Source organism: Wohlfahrtiimonas sp. XWW7, from assembly GCF_056716055.1.
Genome location: NZ_CP168032.1, coordinates 2,486,591 through 2,511,233, shown reverse-complemented (window position 1 = coordinate 2,511,233; position 24,643 = coordinate 2,486,591). Strand labels below are relative to the sequence as shown.

Sequence of the window (24,643 nt, the reverse complement as noted above, 5' to 3'; positions counted from 1 at the left end):
GCGTACAATAATCGTTTGCTTAGAAAATAGAATGAGACATTAATTTATGAAAACGAGACAACCATCTGTACTTGGTGGTGCGATGATAGCAGCTGGCACAATGATCGGTGCTGGTATGCTAACGCTTCCTATAGTATCTGCGGGCATGTGGTTTACATGGACCATTTTTATCATGTTACTGACCACATTTTTCATGCAAAACTCAGCAGAGCAGATTTTAGAAGTTAATCTGAGTTATCCAGAAGGCTCAAGTTTTCATACATTAGTTAAAAGCAACTTAGGAAAGTTTGCCAGCATTGTGAATGGTTTTTCAGTTGCTTTCGTTTTATATATTCTTTTATATGCCTATGTAGATGGTTCAGGCTCAGTTATTCAAAATGCACTAGAAAGTAATTTCGACATTGATTTACCTAAGGCAATGTTGGGGTTACTTTTTGCCGTTGTACTTGCCTTTCTAGTTTGGTGGGGCACAAAAATGGTGGATCGTTTATCAACAGTATTAATGATCTCTATGTTCATTACGCTGTTTGTTGCGTTGACGGGTTTATTGGATTCAGTTTCTGCTACTAAGTTATTTGATCCATCAGGCAAGCCTGATTTTGCCATTTATGCATTTGCAAGTTTACCATTTTTCTTAACATCATTCTGCTTCCATGCCAGCGTGCCAAGCTTTGTGAAATATTACGGCAGAGAAGGTGGGCATAAAATTCGTTTAGCAATCATAATTGGTATGATTATGACATTGGTTTTCTATGGTATATGGATGTTAGGGATCATGGGGAATGTGGATCGTGCACAATTTCAGATGATGGAAGGCGATGGTTTAATTTGGTTATTTGATTCTGTTCAGCTCTCTTCATTTTTTAGAAACACATTAGATTTCTTTGCATTTTTTGCTGTTGTCACATCATTTTTGGGTGCAGGTTTAGGGCTGTTCGACTATATTGCAGATCTCTTTAAATTTGATGATTCTGCATTAGGTCGCGCTAAAACAACTTTAGTCACATTTGTACCACCTGCAATTTTAGGTATGAGTTTACCTGGTGGATTTGTCGTGGCGATTGGTTTTGCGGGTTTATTTGCTGCAATTTGGTCTGTGATCATTCCAGGCATGACAGTGATAGCACATCGGAAAAAAAATCAAGGTGCTCAAAATGTACCATTTAAAGCATTTGGTGGTAGCTTAATGCCTTATTTAGTAATTATTTATGGTATGATTGCTGCTGTGTCACATTTGTTGGTTGAAGTATTCGATGTGAACGCGTTAAACTTCTTCGCGCCATAATATTTTTGTTTGCCAATTAGGAGCTTTATCATGAACACAACTCAACCTGAATTAATGTACTTGGATTTTGCGGTAATGTTACAGTTATCAGAGTTGAGTCCTGATTTGCAAACATATTTAGATAAAGAAACCGCAGAAGAGATGAGTCGTAAAGTTACCTCATCACTTCTGCAGTTGTATCCTGAATTGTCGGATGCGGGTGTTGTATTTGTTGGTGCAGGTTATCAAGTGGCACAAATTATGCGCCCTAAATTTCCGATTTATCATGAAATGACAGAAGTTTCTAAAATTACCTTTAGACCTAATAATTTTGAACCATCCATTGTAACGATTACTGCTAAAGATGGTGAGTTTTCGGTCGGTGCTTTCAATAAAGATACTCAATCACCAGATCCTTTATATATATTTCCAGCGTTGTTGATTCTACCGAAAACGGAGGATAATCAAGCGTTGGTGGATCGTATTGAAAACACAATTTCTCAAGAAGGTATTGTGACAGATGTATTAAGCCCGATGATTGAGCAAGCATTGCAATGTAAAATTGCACACATGCATATGATCACATTGAGCGATATAAGTAGTTTCTATGCGACACAACTCATTCAAATTAATTTAGAACCATTGTGGGAAGTGATGAAACATATCATCTTTGATATGGGACCAACCTTTCAAGTATTGGGCAGTGGCCATTTAGTCCTATGGAATGGTGAAGAAGTTGTATTCATTGTGCCATCAAAAGATGCATTCAAAGAGATTTTTGGTGGAGAAGATGAAGATTATATCCACTATAAGCAGACATTGAAGCGTTTAAAATTGTTGTTAACGGATCATGGCATTCAATTTTCAGAATTTGTGGCGCATGATGCCAACTTCTTTCAAAGTGCTCAAACGCTCGATAGCGCGCTTAATTATATAAAATAATCAAATTATTACAGAATCATCATGTATATTATGTATGAATGCATGATGATTTGTTGATATTAGTAGATCTCTATAAAACTTATAGTATTTGATCTCGCATAATTTTATTTAATTAAATATAAAACTGACCCAATGAAGACTTTCTATATAATATTAATCTTAATTACAATGGTGTCATTATCGGATGTTATAAGACGCTTATTGCCCTTTAAAATGCCATTACCTCTGATGCAGATTATTATGGGTGCTGCAATAGCATTTCCATCGTTTGGTTTGCAAGTTGAATTCGATCCAGATCTTTTCTTATTTCTATTCATTCCACCATTATTATTTGCAGATGGCCGTAGAATGCCATTTCATGAGTTTATGGAGTCACGTTGGGAAATCATTAGCCTTGCGATGTTTTTAGTATTTGTCACAGTGATTGGTTTGGGCTTTTTCATTCCGACATTGATGCCAGATGTGCCATTGATGGTGGCTTTTGCTTTAGCCGCTGTATTATCACCAACGGACGCTGTTGCATTATCTGGTATTGTAGGAAAAGGACGTTTACCTAAAAGGATCAATAAAGTATTAGAAGGTGAAGCATTATTGAATGACGCTTCAGCGCTGGTTTCTTTGAAATATGCTGTGGCCATCATTATGGGCACAATGGTCTTCAAAACATCTAAAGATTACGCTGAAATGGGTGTGAACTTTTTATTGATGGCAGGTGGCGGCGTTTTGATAGGTTTCGGTGTGACTTGGTTTTATGTGCGTTTAGTGAGAGTGTTAGCGCGTTTGAAAGGCGATGAAACTGCTATTCAAATGATCTTTTTGTTGTTATTGCCATTCCTTGTATATGTGGTGGCGGAGCATGTCGGTGCTTCTGGTATTTTAGCAGCTGTTGTTGCGGGCATGACAGTGACTTATAGCAATACAATGAGTTCCGTTTCCATTGAAATGCGCTTTCAAGCCAATAGTATTTGGACTGTTTTAGAATATCTTTTGAACGGTATTGTATTTTTAATGTTGGGCTTACAGATACCAAGCATTATTGAATATTCCATTGAGCGTATTGCAGCTGATAATGGTGTGGATTTAGTGGGATTAATTTCAGATATTTTCATCATTTATGGCATGTTGATGTTAGTACGCTTTCTCTGGTTATTGGCGATGAAACATTTGAAGAAAATTCTGTTTTTGAAAAAAGGATTGGCATTTGAACACTTCACTGTTAAAGAGCTACTCATTATGACATTTGCAGGTGTTCGTGGTGCAGTAACATTAGCAGCTGCATTGTCTATTCCTTGGTATATCAGTACATCGCCGACATATATTTCTGTACCTGCTCGTTATCAGGTGACATTCATTGCCATTGGTGTGATTTTAACATCGCTATTAGTGGCGATCGTGATTTTACCATTACTATTGAAAGGTTTTACGCTAGATAATAGTGATGTAGAGCAGGAAGTCAAAGTTGCAAAAGCAGCCATGCAACAAGTGGCATTATCTAGCATTCAAACATTGGAAAATCGTTTAGTGCAGAATAATGAGTTAAAATTGGACCCACAACACATTACAGATATTCATAATCTCGTGGCTCGGAATATACGACAATCTTTAGGCATTTCAGATGCAGAAACAGCGTATTATGATTCGCTCGAGTTACGCTTTCGTTTGGCTGCCATTCGTGCTGAACGAGCAGAGCTGATGAGATTAAAATCAACTCGTCAAATTAGTGAGGAAACAGCTAATAAATTAAGATATGAGATTGATTTATTAGAGAAAATTTTAGCAGGTAGAGAGCAAAAACATTAAGTTTTAGGTTGGTCCATGTGAATCAAAGTGAATATAAAAAAGGTATATTTTATACATTAGCGTGTTATCTCATGTGGGGAAATTTTCCACTGTATTGGTATTCACTGAAAATGTTAGGCTCAACTCAATTAATGTCACAGCGCATTGTGTGGTCTGTGATTTTTATTGTGTTGGTGTTGACGTTATTAAGAGAATGGAGATCTATTTTCTCAGTATTAACGCAACGAAAAACAGTGCTAGTTTTGTTCATTACATCTCAATTACTATTTTTTAATTGGTTGACATATTTATGGGCAATTACGGCAAACCGTGTGGTAGATGCAAGTTTAGGTTATTTCATTACGCCGTTGTTTAGCATTTTTTTAGGGCGATTGATCTTAAAAGAGCGATTGTCCCATTCACAATCTATGGCTGTTGCGGTTGCAATGATTGGCATCATTTGGTTAACCATCGTCGGTCAAACAATTCCTTATGTGGCTTTAGGCTTGGCCGTGACATTTTCGTTTTATGGTTTATTGAAAAAAGCCTATCCTGTCAAAACTTTACCAAGCATTGCATTTGAAACATTTTTTATGTTGCCATTTGCAAGCATTTATTTGATTTATGAGTTTAATCAAGGTCATTTGGTGTTTACAGAGTTGCCGACTTTATCATTAATTTTATTATTGCTATCAGGCGCAGTCACAACGATTCCTTTATTGCTTTTTTCTGAAGGTGCAAAAAAGATTCCATTATCTTTGGTGGGAATTGTTCAGTTTGTTTCACCAACATTACAGATGATCAATGGCGTGATTTTCTTTGATGATCCTGTAGATTTTATGCGTTTAATGGGATTTGTGATTGTATGGATTGCTGTTGCCATTTTTATTATTTCTGAATATCGTCGTTATCAAACGCAAGTACGATTATTATCAATGCAATCAAAAGATTAAAACTTATGGATTATTATTACGATCCTGCCATTTCACCTTGGTTGGAAATTCTCTATCAAGACAGAGATATTATGGTGGTGAATAAGCCGCATGATTTATTATCTGTGCCAGGAAAGCCCGCAGAATTGTGGGATAGCATTTTGACGCGCGTACAATGGGAATTTCCAGATGCAGAAACCGTTCATCGTTTAGATTTAGCTACAAGTGGCTTAATGGTGGTTGCATTGCATAAAGATGCAGAGCGTGAATTAAAGCGTCAATTTAGAGAGAGAGAAACAGATAAAAAATACATCGCAAAGGTTTTTGGAGTTCTGGCACAAAAAGAGGGAAGCATTGATTTTCCATTAATTTGCGACTGGCCCAATCGACCGAAACAGATGGTTTCTTATGAATATGGAAAAGATGCTTTAACACATTACAAAGTATTATCAGAAGATGATGAAGGCAATACTTTGATCGAGTTAATGCCAGTGACAGGAAGATCACATCAATTACGCGTTCATATGATGAGCCTTGGGCATCCTATTTTGGGCGATCGTTTTTATGCGCATGATGAAGCTTTAAAAGGTCGAGATCGATTGTATTTACATGCCGCAGAATTGGCTTTTACACATCCTATGACAAAAAAAAGGCAGCTGTTTCATCAGCCGCCTAACTTTTAATGAATATCTCGCTGATTGAGTGAGATATTTATGGTGTATTTATTACAGAGCATTCATGATGTTTTTTACTGATCTTAATAATCTTTTGCCTTCAGTATCTTCTGGCTGATCTTCAGATGTATCAGCTGCTTCTTGAGGGAACAATACTGTGGCATTTTCGCCTGAAGTATTGGTTTCTGGTGCGATTTCAATTTCTTGCATATCACCATTTTCATCAATGATAGTATCACTTTGTTCTTCAGGAATGATGATTTCGATCGGTGCTGCATCTGTACCATTTTCTTCGATGGCCATTTCTTCTGCGACATTAATTTCTTCGTCATAGCCATAAAGCAGTGCAGAGCATTTTTCGGAATCTAATGCTTCAAAGTCTTCATTCCAACATTCCATAGATTGGATGCTATCATTTTTGATGACAGCTTTAATTTTAGGATAGCCATTTTCATACCAGCGAACATATAAGCCATCTTGTTTGCCATCATTGAAAGTCAGCTCATCAAATTTTTGTGTAGGATAAATGCCAGTGTACCAATTGGTAATCGTACCATTGAGTTTGCCGTTCTCGTAATGTTCTACTGTTGTTAAATCACCTTCGTCATTGAAGTATGAATATGTACCATTGCGATATTGAATATCCCAGCTTAATAGATCTTCACGATTAATCACGACTGGATCCATTTGGCGCATGCGACTATCTGTAAAATAGTCTGCCACTAAATATTGCCCAGTTTCAAAGTTTTGATCCAAAATTGTTCTAAATGTACCACCTGGCACTGGCATTGCCTGACGATTACCATCTTGATCAAAATAAGAGACAATCATTTCACCGTTGATTAATTCGTAAGTTTCTTGATTACCATTAATGTCCCAAGTTTTCCAAAAGCCTGAGTTGCCGCCATCTTGTTGGCTATAGCCCTCTTGCATCTTGTTACCTTGAATGTCCCAGAAAACTAAAGGACCTTGCATGCTTTGTGGGAACCATGATTGTAATTCTGCGGGATCTGTAAAGCAGATTGGATCTGTCTGTTTTTGATCATTCACGCTATAAAAATCTTGCACAAGATAACAACCACTGACGATCTCTTTAAAATAACGATAATATTCACTGCCATTACGATTAGGAAGCAATGTGCCATCTTCTGAGAAATAGGCAATGATAGAGTTGGGTGATAGATCAGTCGATGTCTCTGTTTGGGCTGATGCGAACGTTCCAAGAATTAAGCTTGCTGCAATTGAAAGGGGGATTTTCTTGTAGCTCATGATCTTTCCTTAAACGGTAAGTGATTATAAATTAATGTTCAATAGTTTACCGCAAAATCGAAGAGAAATCATAATAGGCTAATGGATGATTGAAAATTTGAAGGTTATAAAACTTATTGCATCTTATTTGTAATTAAATATTATATGATTAATATTTCTATTTGATAATGATAATCATTTAATATATTGTATCGAATCCTAATTCTGGGTGAATGATATTTGGGTGAGTGTTTTGAGGTACAATTTCAGTAAAATTTTTGTTGCAATGACTGTAGCGACAACAGGTTCATATGTTTTTGCGGATGATAAAGAGTCACAAGCAGTCGAGTTGTCTAAAGTTGTTGTCGTTGCAGATGCGGTGAGTGATTCTCCATCGACAACAGCTATTTCAATGGATGAAATCACACGCCATCGTGGTACTGGTAACGGTGATGTGTTTTCAGGTATTGCTGGCGTACAAATGAATAGTTTGCGTAATGAGGCAGGTGCTTTAGATATTGGTATTCGTGGCATTCAAGGTGAAGGGCGAGTGCCAATTGTGATTGATGGTGCAATTCAGTCAACACATACTTTCCGTGGTTATCAAGGTGAAAGTGATCGTACATACATTGATATGGACTTGATCAGTGATGTGGCAATTGATCGTGGCCCAACGATAGGATCTGGCAATACTGGCGGTATCGGCGGTACAGTACGAATGCAAACTTTGGGTGTTTCCGATGTTTTATTGCCTGGGAAAAATTACGGTGCATTGTTGCGTGGCAGTATTTATAACAATAATAAAACGCCAACGATTTCAGGTGATCAATTGGCTCAAGAGCATTACTTGCTCACTAAGAAGATTAAGCAAAGCCGATTTGAAAATGGTGCATTTACAGCTGCATTTGCTTATAAACATGATATTTTTGATATTGTGACAGCATATAGCCAAAGAAAAGTGGGTAACTATTTTGCGGGTAAACATGGTTCAAAGAGAATAGAAAAAACAGTGGTTAGCCCAGGGGAAGAAGTTGTTAATACTAGCTACCAAAGTAAATCAGCCTTAGTTAAATTAGGTGTGAATTTAACTGATGAGCAGCGCATAGAATTTAATTATCGTCAGCATGATCAAAAAGCGGGTGAAATTATGGCTGTTTATTGGTATGCATATAATGAAAAAGAGTTGCAAGACTTAAATGATTACTATCAAAAATATATGGGGCAGAGCATTCCTATTGGTTATAAAGCAATGCCACAATGGTCTTTGGGCAGTGCAAAAGTTGATGCTTATCGTATAGATTATCGTTATCAGCCTGCTAATAATTCTCTCATTGATTTCAAGACAGCCATTTGGAAAACAGAGGCTAAATTGCGTCAGCGCAATGGCATCGCAAGCGGAGCAGGTCAAAATGGTGATCAGTATTGGGGCAGTTATCAAGATGTGCGATATGGTTTAGATATCGATAATACAAGTAAATTTAGGGATTCATCCATCGTTTTGAATTATGGTTTTAATTATCAAGTACAAAAGATGAAGCCTCGAAATTTATTTAAAAGAGAATCTGCAAGAGACGGAGAGCGAAAAGAGCACGCTGTATATTTGAATGCTAACACGAAAAGTGAATGGGTTGATTTTAATGTCGCAACACGTATCCATAAAGCTTCAACATTAGATCGAACGGTGGATAAAAAACGTGATTTCTCATATAAAACTGATTGGACCGCTCAAGCCAATATTCATCTGCCTTATGGTGTAGATTTATATACAAAAGTGGGTAGTGTTTATCGTAATCCTAGTTTGTTTGAAACCACTCAATCTTTCGGGCAGACTTTTAAATATAACGAAAAGTATCCTTTAAAGGCGGAAAATACTCGTTTATTTGAATTGGGTTTTATGGGCGGATATGCTGATCTGTTTGCATCGAATGATACTTTAGATTTTAAAATTAACTATTTCCAAAATGATGTAAAAAATTACATCAGCGAAGCAGCATTACCAGGTAATAATCCTTGGATGCCAAGTTTCTCTTTTGCTAATTACAGTAGAGTGGAAACGCGCGGTTTTGAATTGGGGTTATCTTATAAAAATGATCATATGTTTGCAGATTTGAGTGCGACAGAATACAAAGATCCTAAAATTTGTCCTCATGATCGAAATGTTTGTGATGCTGTTGGTGAGCGCTGGAGCTTGATCTCAACAAGAATTGCACCTAAAAGGACGATTGCTTTGAATTTGGGTGGTTATTTGTATGATCAACGATTAATGTTTGGTGGTCGAGTTAAATATCATTCAGGTAAAGAGAATCCTAAAGGTTGGTTAACAGGCACAGGATTAAGTGGCAGAGCCATTGAACGTGTGCCTTCATCAACGACATTGGATCTTTATGGGCAATACAAAATTAATGAAAATATGAATTTCACATTCAATATTGATAATGTCACAAATCGTTATAGTTATGATCCTGGAACAGTGATCGGCATGCCAATGCCAGGAAGAACTGTTAGAATAGGCTTTGAAGCACGATTTTAATGCATAAATTAGATATATACTTTTATTGGTATTTGTTAGAATATTAACTATATATTTTAACTTATAATTTAGCATATATATTTAATAATGGATTATTATAAAGTTATTTCTTATAATAATCCCGTTGCACATGTTGAATTGTCATAAGGAGAGTCTATGTTTCAGTTGAAAGATCAGATCGCTTTAGTAACAGGTGGCGCAAAAGGTATTGGTAAAGGCATTGCAGAGGCTTTGGCGGAAGCTGGGGCAAAAGTGATCATTGCGGATATTGACCAAGTGGCGGGTGAAGCGACAGCTCAGTCGGTTAATGGTGAGTTTTTGACAATGGATGTAACAAAGCAATCCGTTGTGCAATCATGTATTGATGATATTGTTGCAAAATATGGCAAATTAGATATTGTGTGCTCGAACACAGGTATTTTCCCGCAAGCAACATTAGAAAAAATGACAGAGGCAGATTGGGATTTAATGCAATCCGTTAATGTCAAAGGTATGTTCTTTGTAGTTCAAGCAGCATTGAAACAGATGCAAAAGCAGAATTATGGTCGCGTTGTGATTACATCTTCTATTACAGGGGCAATCACAGGTTTTCCAGGTTGGAGTCATTATGGTGCATCGAAAGCTGCACAATTAGGTTTTATGCGTAGCGCATCATTGGAATACGCACGTTTTGGAATTACAGTGAATGCTGTGATGCCAGGTAATATATTAACGGAAGGTTTAGCTGCACAAGGCGAAACTTATCTGAATCAAATGAAGGCAAGTATCCCAACACATACATTGGGTGAGCCGAAAGATATTGGCTATGCTGCTGCATTTTTAGCATCGAAAGAGGCAAAATTTATTACAGGGCAAACCATTATAGTGGATGGTGGACAGATCCTACCAGAATCACCTGAAGCACTGTTGTAAAAGTTTCAAACTTATCCTTCTTGGCTAATTATCAGTTTGGTAATTAGCCTTTTTTCTTTGTATATTTTTTTATATATAGCTTCAAAATGGTTACAAAAAAACTTTTATTTTTTAATAAAATTAATAATAATGTGTTTTTTATATGAAATTTTTAAATACAAAGAAAAATGCCTTTGAATTTATTGTGATATGTATATTATCCTCCCTCGAGTTTGTATGTGATTTGTTATTTATTTAGTAGGGATGAAATATGGCGACAACTTCAGCCGAGCCTCAGAATAAAAAGGGGTTTTTAAACACTGTGGAACGCTTTGGTAATGCAATGCCTAGCGTTACGATGCTTTTTATCTATGCACTTATTATCTGTTGGGTGCTATCTTTAATCTTATCGTATGTTGATTTTAACTATTATTTGCCAGCAAATGGTACAGGTGCTGAACCGCAAAAAATAGAGATCATTAATATGTTTAATTACAATGAAATTGTGAAATTCATTGTATCTTCTGTCAGTAATTTTATGAGCTTCCCACCATTGGGCATCACGATTGTTGCTACATTTGGTATCGGGATCGCGGAAAGAAGTGGTTTCATCAAAACTGCATTGAAAAAGTTATTGGGTTTAATCTCACCTAAATTCCTAACACCAACAGTTGTGTTAGTGTCTATCATTGCCCATTTAGTATCGGATTCTGCGTATGTAATTTTAATGCCAGTGGCTGCTTTAATGTTCTATGCAATGGGCCGTCATCCATTGGCAGGTGTTTCTACTGCATTTGCAGGTTTAGCAGGCGGTTTTAGTGCAAGTTTTACACCATCGAAGATTGATCCAATCATGCAGGGTTTTACACAAAATGCAGCGCATATTATGGATTCAAGCTATGTTGTGAATGTATTGTGTAATTACTTTTTAAGCGTTGGTAGCACATTTGGTGTGATTGCAATGTGTTGGTATGTGACAGAAAAAATTGTTGAACCATGGTTGAACAAGAACTGTCCAGTTGATCAACAATTATCTAATGATGAAGCGAATGAATTATCTGTGATTCAGCCAATTGAAAACACAGGCTTTAAATGGGCAGGTTTATCCATTTTAGCGTTGATCGTATTATTGGTTGTATGTTTGGTACCAGAAGGATCTCCATTACGCGCACCAGATGGTAGCATGACAAGTTCTCAAGCTGGTATCATGAAAATGATCGTACCTTTGATCTTCATCTTCTTTGCATTGCCAGGGATCATTTATGGTTACATCACTCGCTCATTTACATCATCGAATGATGTGATTAAAGCAATGGAAGAGATTACAAAATCTTTGATTCCTTTTATGGTTTTTGCATTCTTTGCAGCGCAGTTTTTGTATTCATTTGGTCACTCGAATTTGGGTAAATTGATTGCATTAGCAGGTGCGGATGCTTTAACAACTTTGAAAATTCCAGCTGAATTAACAATTTTATTGGTGATTTTGTTGGTGGGGCTTTTAAATATCCTGATCACATCAGCAACATCTAAATGGGCAATTATGGCGCCAGTTTTAGTACCAATGTTGATGGCTGTGGGAATTTCTCCTGAATTAACACAAGCGGCATTCAGAATCAGTGACTCAGCGGTGAACGTCAGTACGCCAATGTTTCCATTCTATCCATTGATCATTATGTATTGCTGTCGTTACTATAGTAAAACAGGTGTGGGCACATTGTGTTCCATGATGTTGCCATACACTGTAGGTTTATTCATCGTATTGACTGCAACTTTATATCTATTCTGGTGGTTAAACATTCCATTAGGATTTGAAAGTACCTATACGATTCCTGTGATTAATTCTGTCGCACCATAAATTAGGAGTATTGACGTGTCCACTTTAGGTCAGCAATTGACAACGAGATTTTTCAGATATTTAGCAGTAGAAAGCCAAAGCTGTGCGGCTTCGCCAACTGTACCATCGACACCAAGCCAATGGAACATGGTGAAGTTATTGGCTGAAGAGTTGAAAGGCTACGGTTTAGCTGATATTCATATTGATGAGCATGGCGTTTTAACTGCATTCCGTAAAGGTACAATGCCAAATGCACCAACGATTGGTTTCATCACGCATGTAGATACTGTGGATGTTGGTTTATCACCAAATGTTTATCCACAAGTATTGAAGTATGAAGGCAAAGATTTATGCTTGAATAAAGATGCTGATGTTTGGTTTAAGCGTAATGAACATCCTGAAGCTGAGCCTTATGTGAATGAAGATATTATCTTCAGCGATGGCACAAGTGTTTTAGGCGCGGATAATAAAGCCGCTGTCACATGTGTGATGGAGTTGATGGATCAATTGCAATCCAATGAAATTGCTTGTGGCGATATCTATGTTGCATTTGTGCCTGATGAAGAGATTGGTTTACGCGGTGCAAAAGTGATGGATTTGGATCGCTTTAAAGTGGATTTTGCTTACACAATCGATTGCTGTGCAGAAGGTGAAGTGGTTTATGAAACATTCAATGCCGCAACTGTTGAGATCAAGATCGAAGGTGTGACAGCGCATCCGATGTCTGCCAAAAATGTGTTGGTGAATCCACTGCGTGTGGCACAAGATTTGATGGGCTGCTTTGATCGCTTAGATGCGCCAGAGCATACAGAAAATCGTGAAGGTTATTTCTGGATCAATGCGATCAATGGCACACAAAATGATGCAACGATGAAAATCAATATTCGTGATTTTGATAAAGCAAGCTATGAAGCGCGTAAGAAATACATCGGTGAAGCTGTTGCATTGATTCAAGCGCGTCATCCTCGTGCGAAAATCAGTTATACAATTACTGATGTTTATAGCAATATTGCTGATTCATTGGGTGAGGATCGCACTGCATTGGATCTATTGTTTGCATCATTTGCTGAGTTATCCATTGAGCCAAATGTGATTCCAATGCGTGGTGGTACAGATGGTTCGGCATTATCTACTCGCGGAATTTTCACGCCAAACTACTTCACAGGCGCTCTGAACTTCCATTCACGCTTTGAGTTTTTACCAATTTCAGCATTTGAGAAGAGCTTTAACGTGACGGTAAAAATCTGTGAATTAGCAGGCCAACATCAGAAGTAAGTTGATTTAATTTCTTTGAATCATGATATAAACCCAGCAATGCTGGGTTTTATTTTGAGGGAATTATGCTAAATATTATTTATTAGCTTTTCCATATAAATAATAAATTCTGAAGCGCATTCTTGCGACTCTATTTTTTGTTCTACCATATGAATAGATACTTTGATGCCAAATTTTCTTTCTATATCAAAATAATGATTTTCTAATAATAGGCTTAATTGTTCTTCTAGGTCATGAGGCAATAAATATCCAGTTGCTGTTAGATATAGATATTTTCTATTTTGAGTTATAGTTATTTTCCATCCACTTCCATTTCTTGAAGATGTTATTGGTATTATATGGTCAGATTGATTCATGTATCCTCCTTGATTTTTAATTAGTTTTTGTATAGTAACACTACATAAATTAATGAAAAGTAATATTGCAAAACTTTAAATATTTTACTGCAAAAGATTGTTCCATAAATATCAGTTTATTTTGTCTGTCATTCAGTTATGCTTGATCTTATATTTTATGACTGAATTGTGTGGAGATTAATATGACACAACAAAAAAAGAGAATGCCTGTTTTATTCATTGGTCATGGTAGCCCGATGAATATCATTGAAAAAAATAAATGGACAGAAAGCTGGCGCGATTTAGGTGAGAAGATCGGTAAAGTGGACGGCATTGTGATGTTATCTGCCCATTGGTACACGGATGGTACGTTTGTGACGGAAGAACATAATCCTAAAATGATCTACGATATGTATGGTTTCCCCGCGGAGATTTATGAGTATGTTTATCCTGCCATTAACGCAGAGCCGATTCGCGATTTAACATTAGAATCTTTGGATCATATGGGGAAACCCAATCATGATTGGGGTTATGATCATGGTAATTATGGCGTACTTTCCCATTTATTCCCTGAAGCGAATATTCCTGTGTTGCAAGTGAGCATTAATCGTAATGAATCAAGTCAATATCATTATGAAATAGGGCAGAAGTTGAAGCAGTTGCGTGATAAAAATATCCTCATTGTAGCCTCTGGCAATATTGTTCATAATTTGCCAAGAATTGGCCAGAGACAAACAACTGATTGGGCAATTAATTTTGATAATGATGTCGCAAAATTAACAAAAGCACGTGATATTGCAGGATTGATTGCACTAGAAACAATGCATCCTGATTTTAAATTGGCAGCACCAACGCCAGATCATTTTTATCCTTTTTTATCTGCTTTAGGTGCAACGGATGATAGTGATGAGTTAACCATAATGAATCAAGACCTAACTTTAGAAACTCTCACAATGACGAGTTATATTTGGGGAATGTAGTCTTTGATGCCATATGTCGGTAGAATGTAAAAAAAATTGTATGTATGTCAAAAAATTAATATTTTTACAGTGTGTCGATTTTGTTAAAAATATATAATTATTTGCAAATAATAACTTATATTTACGAGGCGCATCATGAATAATAAAGGCTTTACTTTAATAGAATTAATGATTGTGGTTGCAATTATTGGGATTTTGTCAATGATTGCCGTGCCATCTTATCAGGATTATACAAAGAGAGCTTATGTTGCTGAAGGCTTACAATTGGCTATGCCAATGAAGCTGGCGGTTGTAGAGCATTACTTAGAATACGGAAAATTAGCTTCTGATACTGATGAGTTAGGCATTCCTAATACGAAGTATGGTGGCACAGGAAAGCAGATGGTTGCATTGGGAGGTAAACGTGCTTTAGGTGTTGCCTTACACAACCAAGTTATTTACATTTATTTTGATCCTAAATTGCAAGATTATGAAGATGTAGCAAACCATCCTATTGAAATCCCAATAGCTCCTTTTATCAAAGATGGCTCCATTGAATGGGCATGTGGTTATGATGCTTTAAGAAAATCACGTGCACAATGGCCAAATTCTGTGTGGGTAGAGACAGATCCAAACCGTAATGGATTAAAAGCACGATATATGCCTGCAAATTGTCGTTAATATTTGCATTCAAATTAAAAATAATTTGTAAAAATTTTGCCCTGATTTTTCAGGGCATTTTTTTGTGCTAACACTTTGTAAAAAATAAAAATATTCCTGAATTAATATAATTGATTTTTTGTTCAATATTTTCAATTAATCAATAATAAATATAAAAAAATATTGTGTAAATTTTCAGTAACCGTTATTATAAGTCGCTTCTATGACATGAAGAAGCTATGTCACAAAGCACGTAAAACTCTCACTTTTGAGAGGGACGTGTTTTTTTTTGCCCAAAAAAAATGACGAATGAATTAATTAGGAAATAAACGAAATGACGATGCCAGCAGTATTAGTTTTAGCAGATGGAAGTGTGTTTGAAGGCACATCCATCGGCTCAGAAGGTCAAACGGTCGGAGAAGTAGTATTCAATACTTCGATGACTGGCTACCAAGAAATTTTGACAGATCCATCTTATGCGAAACAGATGATCACTTTAACTTATCCTCACATTGGTAACACAGGGACTAATCGTGAAGATGAAGAATCAGACTCTGTATATGCAGCAGGTTTAATTATTCGCGATCTGCCTCTACTTGCTAGCAACTTCCGCAGTACTGAGAGTTTAGGTGATTATTTAAAACGTCATAATGTGATTGCAATTGCAGACATTGATACGCGCAGATTAACAAGAATTTTAAGAGAAAAAGGCGCACAAGCTGGCTGCATTATCACAGGCAATCATATTGATATTGTTAAAGCGCAAGCAGATGCATGTGAATTTGGTAGCATGGCAGGTTTGGATTTAGCGCAAGAAGTTACTTGCGAAAAAGCATACGAATGGACAGAAGGTGAATGGCATTTAGGCGAAGGCTTTAAATCAGATATCGAACAGCCTTTGCATGTTGTGGCTTATGATTTTGGCGTTAAACGTAATATTTTAAGAATGTTAGCAGAGCGCGGTTGTCGCTTAACAGTTGTGCCTGCAAAAACACCAGCGAGTGAAGTATTGGCGATGAATCCAGATGGCGTGTTTTTATCTAATGGCCCAGGAGATCCTGAACCATGTGATTATGCGATCACTGCAATTCAAGAAATTTTAGCGTCGAAAAAACCAGTATTTGGTATCTGTTTAGGTCATCAATTATTAGGTTTATCTGTGGGTGCAAAAACTGAAAAAATGACATTTGGTCATCATGGTGCAAACCATCCCGTGCAGGATTTAGAAACAGGACGAGTTGTGATTACGACGCAAAATCATGGTTTCCAAATCAATGAATCAAGTTTACCAAGCAATGTAGAAGTAACACATAGATCTTTGTTTGATCAATCCATTCAAGGCATCAGCTTGAAAGATCAAGTTGCATTCTCTTTCCAAGGACATCCTGAAGCAAGTGCAGGCCCAAATGATGTGGCTTATTTATTCGACCAATTCATCAACAGCATGCAGGCTAAATAGGGGGAAATTATGCCAAAACGTACCGATTTAAAATCCATTTTAATCATTGGCGCAGGTCCAATTGTGATTGGCCAAGCATGTGAATTTGACTATTCTGGAGCTCAAGCTTGTAAAGCATTGCGTGAAGAAGGTTTCCGAGTCATTTTGGTGAACTCGAATCCTGCAACGATCATGACAGATCCAGAAATGGCAGATGTAACTTACATCGAGCCAATCACATGGCAGACAGTTGAAAAGATCATCAAAAAAGAACGCCCTGATGCTATTTTGCCAACAATGGGCGGCCAAACAGCATTGAACTGTGCTCTAGATTTAAGCCGCAATGGTGTATTGGCTAAATACAATGTTGAATTGATTGGCGCAACAGAAGATGCGATTGATAAAGCAGAAGATCGTGGTCGCTTTAAAGAAGCGATGGAAAAAATCGGATTGAGTTGTCCTCAATCTTATGTTTGCCATAGCATGAATGAAGCATTGGCAGCGCAAGAGAAAGTAGGATTTCCAACATTGATTCGTCCATCGTTCACAATGGGCGGTTCGGGCGGTGGTATTGCTTATAATAGAGAAGAGTTTTTTGATATTTGTGATCGTGGTTTTGATGCATCGCCAACGCATGAATTATTGATTGAACAATCTGTATTGGGCTGGAAAGAGTATGAAATGGAAGTGGTGCGTGATAAATCTGATAACGCAATCATCATCTGTTCTATTGAAAACTTTGATCCAATGGGCGTTCATACGGGCGATTCTATCACTGTTGCACCTGCGCAAACTCTGACAGATAAAGAATACCAAATCATGCGTAATGCAAGTTTGGCTGTATTGCGTGAGATTGGTGTAGATACTGGCGGTTCTAATGTACAGTTTGCTGTGAATCCTGAAAATGGCGAAATGATCGTGATCGAGATGAATCCTCGTGTTTCTCGCTCATCAGCATTGGCTTCAAAAGCAACAGGCTTCCCAATTGCGAAAGTTGCGGCTAAATTGGCGATTGGTTATACATTGAATGAGTTACAAAATGACATTACAGGCGGTAGAACACCTGCATCATTTGAACCTTCAATTGATTATGTTGTGACAAAGATTCCTCGCTTTGCATTTGAAAAATTCCCAGCGGCGGATGATCGCTTAACAACACAGATGAAATCTGTGGGTGAAGTGATGGCGATGGGTCGTACATTGCAAGAATCTATGCAAAAAGCATTGCGCGGCTTAGAAACAGGCTTATGTGGCTTTGATCCTCGCACAACGGATAAAACTGTGATTCAGCGTGAATTGGGTAATCCTGGGCCTGAACGTATTTTATATGTGGCAGATGCATTTCGCATTGGTATGACGCAAGCTGAAATCTTTGATATTTCTGCGATTGATCCTTGGTTCCTAATGCAAATCGAAGATTTGATGAATGAGGAAAAAGCGATTGCAGCGGGAACTTTGCAAGATTTAGATTTTGCAACAATGCGTCGTTTGAAGCGTAAAGGCTTCTCTGATAAGCGTATTTCACAGTTGTTAAATATCAAAGAAAAATTGGTGCGTGAAGCTCGTTATGCTTTGAAATTGCATCCTGTTTATAAGCGCGTGGATACTTGCGCGGCTGAATTTGATACAGATACTGCTTATTTATATTCAACATACGAAGAAGAGTGTGAAGCTCGCCCAAGTGATAAGAAAAAAATCATGATTTTGGGTGGTGGTCCTAACAGAATCGGGCAGGGCATTGAGTTCGATTATTGCTGTGTTCATGCATCATTGGCACTCCGTGAATCAGGTTTTGAAACCATTATGGTGAACTGTAATCCTGAAACTGTTTCAACAGATTTTGACACATCAGATCGTTTATATTTCGAGCCATTAACATTGGAAGATGTCTTAGAAATCGTACGTGTTGAAAATCCTTATGGTGTGATTGTACATTACGGTGGTCAAACGCCTTTGAAATTGGCAAATGCTTTGGTTGAAAATGGTGTGAATATCATTGGTACATCAGCAGATAGCATTGATGCTGCGGAAGACCGTGAGCGTTTCCAGAAAGTATTGAATGATTTGGGATTGAAACAGCCACCTAATCGTACTGCGCGTGCAGAAGAAGAGGCGCTTGTGTTGGCGAATGAAATCGGTTATCCATTGGTTGTGCGTCCTTCTTATGTGTTGGGTGGCCGTGCAATGCAGATCGTTCATTCTGATGAAGAGTTGCGCCGTTATATGAATGAAGCTGTACAAGTTTCTGAAGATAGTCCTGTATTGTTAGATTTTTATTTGAATCATGCAATTGAAGTAGATGTTGATTGTGTGTCTGATGGCAATGAAGTTGTGATCGGCGGTATCATGCAACATGTTGAACAAGCTGGTGTTCACTCAGGCGATTCAGGTTGTTCATTGCCACCTTATTCTTTGAGCAAAGAAATTCAGGATGAAATTCGTCGCCAAACTAAAGCGATGGCAAAAGCATTGGATGTTGTAGGTTTAATGAATGTTCAGTTTGCTGTGCAAGATGATGTTGTGTATGTATTGGAAGTCAATCCTCGTGCTTCTCGTACAGTACCATTCGTGAGTAAAGCAACAAGCGCACCTTTAGCAAAAATTGCAGCACGTGCAATGGCAGGTATTAGCTTGGCTGAGCAAAACTTCCATGAAGAGATCATTCCTGATTATTACTCTGTGAAAGAAGCGGTATTCCCATTCATTAAATTCCCAGGTGTGGATACAATTCTTGGACCAGAAATGCGTTCAACAGGCGAAGTGATGGGCGTTGGTAAAACATTCTCAGAAGCTTATTTGAAAGCACAAATGGGCGCAGGTGAGCGAATTCCTAAAATGGGTAAAGTATTCATTTCAGTGCGTGATGAAGATAAAGCTGATTTGGAAACAATGGCGCGTAATTTCCTAGAGCAAGGTTATGGTTTATGTGCAACTGGTGGTACAGCGCAGAAATTAACTGAATTAGGTTTCTATGTTCAGAAGATTCATAAAGTGGCAGAAGGTCGCCCACACATTTTGGATTACATCAAAAATGGTGAAATTGCTGTGGTTGTGAACACTGTTTCAAGTGATGCGAAAGCGATTGCGGATAGCCATGCGATTCGTCGTACTTCCATTAATTTGCGCGTACCTTTATATACAACATTGGCGGGCGGTGAAGCTGTGAGTGAAGGTGTGAAAAGTATGTTTGCAATGGATGTTTATTCGGTGCAAGAGTTACATCAGCATCTTAAAGGTTAACCCAACCTAAAATTTTAAGTATAAAAAAACCATCTTAATGAAATTAAGATGGTTTTTTGTTATACGGTTGAATTAACCGCAAGTTGCTTTGATAATTTTATTACGCTTGTTAGTAACAACAGTCACACGATCACCTCTAAATTCAAGAGATACAGGTTTCAATGATTGAGTATGACGAACGATAGGCGCTTTAGTGATGGATTGGATTTGCTCATCCGTTAAGTTAGATTTGCCCACGATTTTACGTGTTTCTTTGACATCACATTTGCTTTCTGCAGGCACCATTTCTGGGTGAATTTGTTGGTAATATTCCCAGTCATTTAATTCAAAACCATTTTCTAACACACAAATACCATATTCATGATTTAGGTTATCTTTTTTGATGATGTTTTTACCACCTTTATCTGTACAGAATTGAGTATTAGGCGCTGATGGTGCCGCGCAAGCAGCTAAAACAGAAACCGATGCAACGAGTAATAATGTTCTAAACATATAAGTCCTTTATGTTGTTATGAGTATTTTTAATAAATTTATCTAATATGCGCTATTTAGTTAAAATAGCTTTATAATTATAGCATTAATATCAAATGTTTCATATGTCGAAACATTTGATCAGTTATCATAACAATGGTTTATACAGCAGCAATAACTTTGACTTCCATTTTCCAATTAGGTCGCATTAAGCCTGCTTTAACAGTACAGCGAACAGGAGAATTGTTTGGATCAACCCATTCATCCCAAGCGCGGTTCATTTCATCAAAATCTTCGTCATTTACTAAGAAGATTGTCACATCTAAAATTTTACTTTTTTCACTGCCATTTTGTGCCAATACAGAATCAATATCTTCTAAAATACTTTTCATTTGCGCATAAGCGCAGTTGTCTTCAACTGTTGGCACAGATGTATAATAGATAGTTTGATTGTATGTTACAGCATCTGACATTCTTGGTGTTAAGTTAAAACGTTTGATCATAATCTTCCTTAAATTAACAAATTGTGGTTAGCAAAATTGCTAGTGCATTATACGAGTTTATAAAAAAATTTATTGTAAATATACTTAAAATTCAATTCGATGGAATACTTAGTTAAATTAAATGAATATTTTTGTTAACTTATGTAAAAAATAATGATAATGTATTTTCCTTGTGACCACATTCGGTGGTTATCATTGTGCCATAAGTCGCACTGTAGCAATATCTTGTGATGAAAGATGCGGTTAAATAACTGTAAAGATATTGAAATATATTATCAAAATTATAAGGAGATAGCATGGAAGCAACGCTAAACTCACGTAAGTTTAAATTTAGTCTGGGCATGCAAATTATGGTTGCTTTGATTTTAGGAATCATTGCTGGCTCAATTTTACATGGTAGTACAAATCAATCTTGGGTGATTGAGAATTTATTGAATCCTGCGGGTCAGATTTTTATCAAAATGATCCAAATGATTGTTGTACCTATCGTTATTTCAACATTGATTGTTGGGATTGCGGGGGTAGGCGATACTAAAAAACTAGGTAAATTGGGTTTAAAAACCATTATTTACTTTGAAATTGTGACAACAGTTGCCATCATTTTAGGGATTGTATTGGCCAATGTTTTTCAACCTGGTGTTGGTATTAACATGCAAGAATTAACCGCTGTTGATATTTCATCTTATCAGGCAACAAGTGCAGCGATTGAATCAGAAAGTCATGGCATTGCAGATACTTTATTGTCCATTGTGCCACACAATGTGATTGCTTCGATGTCAGAAGGTGAAATGTTACCTGTTATCTTTTTCGCAGTATTGTTTGGTATGGGTTTATCATCTTTATCAGCAGAGAAGAAGGAACCTTTGTTAAAAGTGTTGGATAGTGTTTCTGAAACTATGTTCAAAGTGACAAATATGATCATGTTGTATGCGCCCATTGGTGTATTCGCTTTGATCAGTGCAACAGTTGCAACATTTGGTTTTGCATCACTTTATCCACTCATTAAATTAGTATTGTTAGTTTATGGTGCAATTATTTTCTTTGCTGTTGTTGTTTTAGGTGGCATTGCATATTTCTTTAAGATTAATATTTTCTTAGTCATGAAATTATTGAAAGATGAATTGCTACTAGCATATTCAACTGCAAGCTCAGAAACAGTTTTACCAAGAATGATGGATAAATTAACACAATATGGTGTGCCAAGTTCAGTCACAAGTTTTGTTGTACCTATTGGTTATTCATTTAATTTAGATGGTTCTACGTTGTACCAAAGTATTGCTGCAATCTTCATTGCACAGTTATATGGCATTGAATTGAGTTTAACTCAGGAAATCATTTTAGTTTTCACATTGATGTTAACATCTAAAGGTATTGCTGGCGTTCCAGGCGTTTCGTTTGTTGTTTTATTAGCAACTTTAGGCAGTGTTGGTATTCCTGTCACAGGTTTAGCATTCATTGCAGGTGTGGATCGTATTTTGGACATGGCACGTACAGCACTTAATGTTGTTGGTAATGCTTTAGCAGCAATCATCGTCGCTAAATGGGAAAATTGTTTTGATGATGAGCAAGCTAAAAATTATTTTGATCAGCAAGAAAGTAATGCGGCAGAAGCGGAATCAATGGCAGTAGAAACAAAGTTAAGTTTAGAGCCTTAATTATCTAATTTAATGCTATACAGCTATAAAATCCTCAAAATAAATTATTTTGAGGATTTTTTATTGGCAATTTTACGGGATTGCATTGAGATATTTCCTAGAATGATTAACATGTCTTTTTAAAAAGATACTTGAGTGGGATATTATCTTTATATAAAGATTACTTTTGATGGAATTTCGGTATGATATGCAAAAAATTGAGAGAATATTATGGATAATAAAACTGATTTAATTGATGCAATTGTGTCTGCTTGGGCAAAAACAGATGAATCTTTAAATACAAATGGTACCGAAGTTGTGGGTAGAATTGTACGTTTGGCATCATTGATTAATCGTAAGGTGGATGCAAATTTAGCAGATTTTGATTTAAATGTTGGTGAGTTTGATGTTTTGGCGGCTTTATTGCGAGCGGATAATCATATTTTAGCGCCATTTGAATTACAGGATTTGATCTTGATTTCATCAGGTGGATTATCTAACCGTATGAAGCGATTAGAAAAAAATGGTTGGATTACAAGAACACAAGCGCGTAAAGATGCACGCGGCGTTGTTGTTAGCTTAACGAAAAGCGGTAAGGCTTTAGTGGAAAAAGCTGTGGTTGCGCATTTAGCCTTAGAAAATTCATTGATCGAATCATTGAATGAAGCAGATGCTAAATCATTACAACAGCTGCTTCGTGGCTTATTGATTAATGTGGATGTAGAGTAATTAACATAAATTTAATCCTGTTAAATCAATGGGCGATTGGTTTTGGCAAATGAGTGCAGTTAATACAGCTGCGCTACCAGCTGCTAATGTAAAACCTAAGCTACCATGCCCAACATTTAACCATAAGTTGTTATAACGAGTTTTACCTAAAATTGGCGTGCCTTTGGGCGTAGAAGGACGTAAACCTGCCCAAACATCAGCTTCATTAATGCCTTGCAATTCAGGGAACGTGGATTGCACAGTTTTCTTTAGAGCATTGATTCGGTTTTGGCGAATCGATACATCATAGCCAATGTCCACCATCGCGGCGATTCTTAAACGATCACCCAATTTTGCATACACAGTTTTATGCCCATAATCTGTTACGCTTGCATTCGGTACAATGCCATTTTGCTCTGGGAATGGCACAGTTAAGCTGTAACCTTTCAATGGATAAATTGGCAATTTGATATTCATCGGATTCAATAATTCCGTTGAGCCATTGCCTGATGCAATCACCAATTCCTGTACATCCATTGTGCCTTTCGTTGTCGTAATGCTGTGAATCGCATCGCTACCATGAATGGCTGTCACTTTTGTGTTTGTCATCAGAGTGAATAGATTTGATTCTTTAAGTTTATTGAGTAACGCAACGCAATAAAGATAAGCATCGGCAGTTTCATCATTCGGTGCGTAGATTGCACCTTTCAAATCAGCATAAGCATGCTTCAATGATGGCTCTTTTTCTACGATTTGATCTTTATTCAATACTTCTTGGAATTCAGGATTGATTTTAGATGCTGCTTTATCAAAATCTGATTGATGGCGATGAAGAATCATCTTGCCTGATTTCTTCCAGCAAAAATCATCTAAATTGTCATTGTCGCGCCAATCTTGTAAAACGCTTTGGCTCAAAATGGATAACCTGAGGATATGGGCGCCATTAATTTTGTTGGTTTTCTGGTTACATGCCAGTGTAAACTGCATTAACCATTGCCATTGCTCTAAAGAGAAGCGAAAACGTAGATTCAATGGAGAATCTGATTGACCTAACCATTGAATGCCTTGTAATGGTACGCCTTTATCAGCAAGAGGTGAAACGTAGCGGTAGCTTAATTGTGCGCCATTGGCAAAACTAGCGCCTTTGCCAACGCCATTTTCTTGATCAATTAACGTCACTTTTTGGCCTGCTTTCACTAAAGCATACGCCAAAGAAATACCAATCACACCGCCGCCGATGATGGTGATTGTCCGCGCCATAACATCCTCATATCTTTGATTGAAACATTGAGAATCATTAGAGCGAATGATAGGGCTTTATACAAT

At 37.1% G+C, this 24,643-nt stretch carries 20 protein-coding genes; 15 read left to right on the top strand and 5 right to left on the bottom strand.

Features of this window, described 5'->3' with window-relative positions; translation table 11 throughout:
* The first annotated feature begins 46 nt into the window (after positions 1–46).
* The 5 genes from ACA100_RS12010 (at position 47) to rluA (ending at position 5,600) form a co-directional block, all read left to right on the top strand.
* Positions 47–1,285, top strand: coding sequence for an aromatic amino acid transporter (locus tag ACA100_RS12010; RefSeq protein WP_481077941.1), 1,239 nt, complete (start codon positions 47–49; stop codon positions 1,283–1,285).
* A gap of 30 nt (positions 1,286–1,315) precedes the next feature.
* Positions 1,316–2,206: a hypothetical protein gene (locus tag ACA100_RS12005; RefSeq protein ID WP_481077940.1), complete on the top strand. Its 891-nt coding sequence runs from the start codon at positions 1,316–1,318 to the stop codon at positions 2,204–2,206.
* Between the two features lie 132 nt (positions 2,207–2,338).
* The gene (locus ACA100_RS12000) at positions 2,339–4,006 is read left to right on the top strand and encodes a Na+/H+ antiporter (RefSeq protein WP_481077939.1); all 1,668 of its coding nucleotides are present in this window, start codon (positions 2,339–2,341) and stop codon (positions 4,004–4,006) included.
* Between the two features lie 17 nt (positions 4,007–4,023).
* A complete protein-coding gene (rarD, locus tag ACA100_RS11995) occupies positions 4,024–4,938 on the top strand; it encodes an EamA family transporter RarD (protein WP_481077938.1) in 915 nt (304 codons plus the stop codon).
* A gap of 5 nt (positions 4,939–4,943) precedes the next feature.
* Positions 4,944–5,600, top strand: a complete 657-nt coding sequence (rluA, locus tag ACA100_RS11990; protein WP_481077937.1) for a bifunctional tRNA pseudouridine(32) synthase/23S rRNA pseudouridine(746) synthase RluA — start codon at positions 4,944–4,946, stop codon at positions 5,598–5,600.
* A gap of 42 nt (positions 5,601–5,642) precedes the next feature.
* Here the strand turns inward: rluA and ACA100_RS11985 are convergent, their stop codons facing one another.
* Complete coding sequence (locus ACA100_RS11985; RefSeq protein WP_481077936.1) at positions 5,643–6,860, bottom strand: toxin-antitoxin system YwqK family antitoxin; 1,218 nt, start codon at positions 6,858–6,860, stop codon at positions 5,643–5,645.
* A 232-nt stretch (positions 6,861–7,092) separates the two neighbouring features.
* Between ACA100_RS11985 and ACA100_RS11980 the strand changes: the two genes are divergently transcribed.
* From ACA100_RS11980 to pepT, 4 genes are all read left to right on the top strand, one after another.
* The gene (locus tag ACA100_RS11980) at positions 7,093–9,369 is read left to right on the top strand and encodes a TonB-dependent receptor domain-containing protein (protein WP_481077935.1); all 2,277 of its coding nucleotides are present in this window, start codon (positions 7,093–7,095) and stop codon (positions 9,367–9,369) included.
* Positions 9,370–9,525: 156 nt separating this feature from the next.
* Positions 9,526–10,281, top strand: coding sequence for a 3-oxoacyl-ACP reductase FabG (fabG, locus tag ACA100_RS11975; RefSeq protein WP_481077934.1), 756 nt, complete (start codon positions 9,526–9,528; stop codon positions 10,279–10,281).
* Between the two features lie 250 nt (positions 10,282–10,531).
* A complete protein-coding gene (locus ACA100_RS11970) occupies positions 10,532–12,115 on the top strand; it encodes an AbgT family transporter (protein WP_481077933.1) in 1,584 nt (527 codons plus the stop codon).
* Positions 12,116–12,130: 15 nt separating this feature from the next.
* Positions 12,131–13,369 carry a peptidase T gene (gene pepT, locus ACA100_RS11965; RefSeq protein WP_481077932.1) on the top strand — a complete coding sequence of 413 codons (1,239 nt, stop codon included), beginning with the start codon at positions 12,131–12,133 and terminating at the stop codon, positions 13,367–13,369.
* 68 nt (positions 13,370–13,437) lie between these two features.
* Here pepT and ACA100_RS11960 read toward each other — a convergent pair whose 3' ends face one another.
* Entirely contained in the window at positions 13,438–13,725 is a 288-nt protein-coding gene (locus ACA100_RS11960) for a hypothetical protein (protein ID WP_481077931.1), read from the bottom strand.
* 182 nt (positions 13,726–13,907) lie between these two features.
* Between ACA100_RS11960 and ygiD the strand changes: the two genes are divergently transcribed.
* From ygiD to carB, 4 genes are all read left to right on the top strand, one after another.
* On the top strand, positions 13,908–14,684 hold the full coding sequence (ygiD, locus tag ACA100_RS11955) for a 4,5-DOPA-extradiol-dioxygenase (RefSeq protein ID WP_481077930.1): 777 nt from the start codon (positions 13,908–13,910) through the stop codon (positions 14,682–14,684).
* Between the two features lie 135 nt (positions 14,685–14,819).
* Positions 14,820–15,344 carry a pilin gene (locus tag ACA100_RS11950; protein WP_481077929.1) on the top strand — a complete coding sequence of 175 codons (525 nt, stop codon included), beginning with the start codon at positions 14,820–14,822 and terminating at the stop codon, positions 15,342–15,344.
* A 313-nt stretch (positions 15,345–15,657) separates the two neighbouring features.
* Positions 15,658–16,782, top strand: coding sequence for a glutamine-hydrolyzing carbamoyl-phosphate synthase small subunit (gene carA, locus ACA100_RS11945; RefSeq protein WP_481077928.1), 1,125 nt, complete (start codon positions 15,658–15,660; stop codon positions 16,780–16,782).
* A 9-nt stretch (positions 16,783–16,791) separates the two neighbouring features.
* Positions 16,792–20,001 carry a carbamoyl-phosphate synthase large subunit gene (gene carB / locus ACA100_RS11940; protein WP_481077927.1) on the top strand — a complete coding sequence of 1,070 codons (3,210 nt, stop codon included), beginning with the start codon at positions 16,792–16,794 and terminating at the stop codon, positions 19,999–20,001.
* A gap of 72 nt (positions 20,002–20,073) precedes the next feature.
* On the opposite strand, the gene ACA100_RS11935 is transcribed toward carB, so the two are convergent.
* Together ACA100_RS11935 and ACA100_RS11930 are read right to left on the bottom strand one after the other, a co-directional pair.
* Positions 20,074–20,493 (bottom strand): putative hemolysin, encoded by a 420-nt coding sequence (locus ACA100_RS11935; RefSeq protein WP_481077926.1) that lies wholly within the window; start codon positions 20,491–20,493, stop codon positions 20,074–20,076.
* Between the two features lie 140 nt (positions 20,494–20,633).
* Positions 20,634–20,975, bottom strand: coding sequence for a RidA family protein (locus tag ACA100_RS11930; protein ID WP_481077925.1), 342 nt, complete (start codon positions 20,973–20,975; stop codon positions 20,634–20,636).
* A gap of 296 nt (positions 20,976–21,271) precedes the next feature.
* Between ACA100_RS11930 and gltP the strand changes: the two genes are divergently transcribed.
* On the top strand, positions 21,272–22,630 hold the full coding sequence (gltP, locus tag ACA100_RS11925; protein ID WP_481077924.1) for a glutamate/aspartate:proton symporter GltP: 1,359 nt from the start codon (positions 21,272–21,274) through the stop codon (positions 22,628–22,630).
* 210 nt (positions 22,631–22,840) lie between these two features.
* The gene (locus ACA100_RS11920) at positions 22,841–23,338 is read left to right on the top strand and encodes a MarR family winged helix-turn-helix transcriptional regulator (protein WP_481077923.1); all 498 of its coding nucleotides are present in this window, start codon (positions 22,841–22,843) and stop codon (positions 23,336–23,338) included.
* On the opposite strand, the gene ACA100_RS11915 is transcribed toward ACA100_RS11920, so the two are convergent.
* Positions 23,339–24,577 carry a D-amino acid dehydrogenase gene (locus tag ACA100_RS11915; RefSeq protein ID WP_481077922.1) on the bottom strand — a complete coding sequence of 413 codons (1,239 nt, stop codon included), beginning with the start codon at positions 24,575–24,577 and terminating at the stop codon, positions 23,339–23,341.
* Positions 24,578–24,643 lie beyond the last annotated feature (66 nt).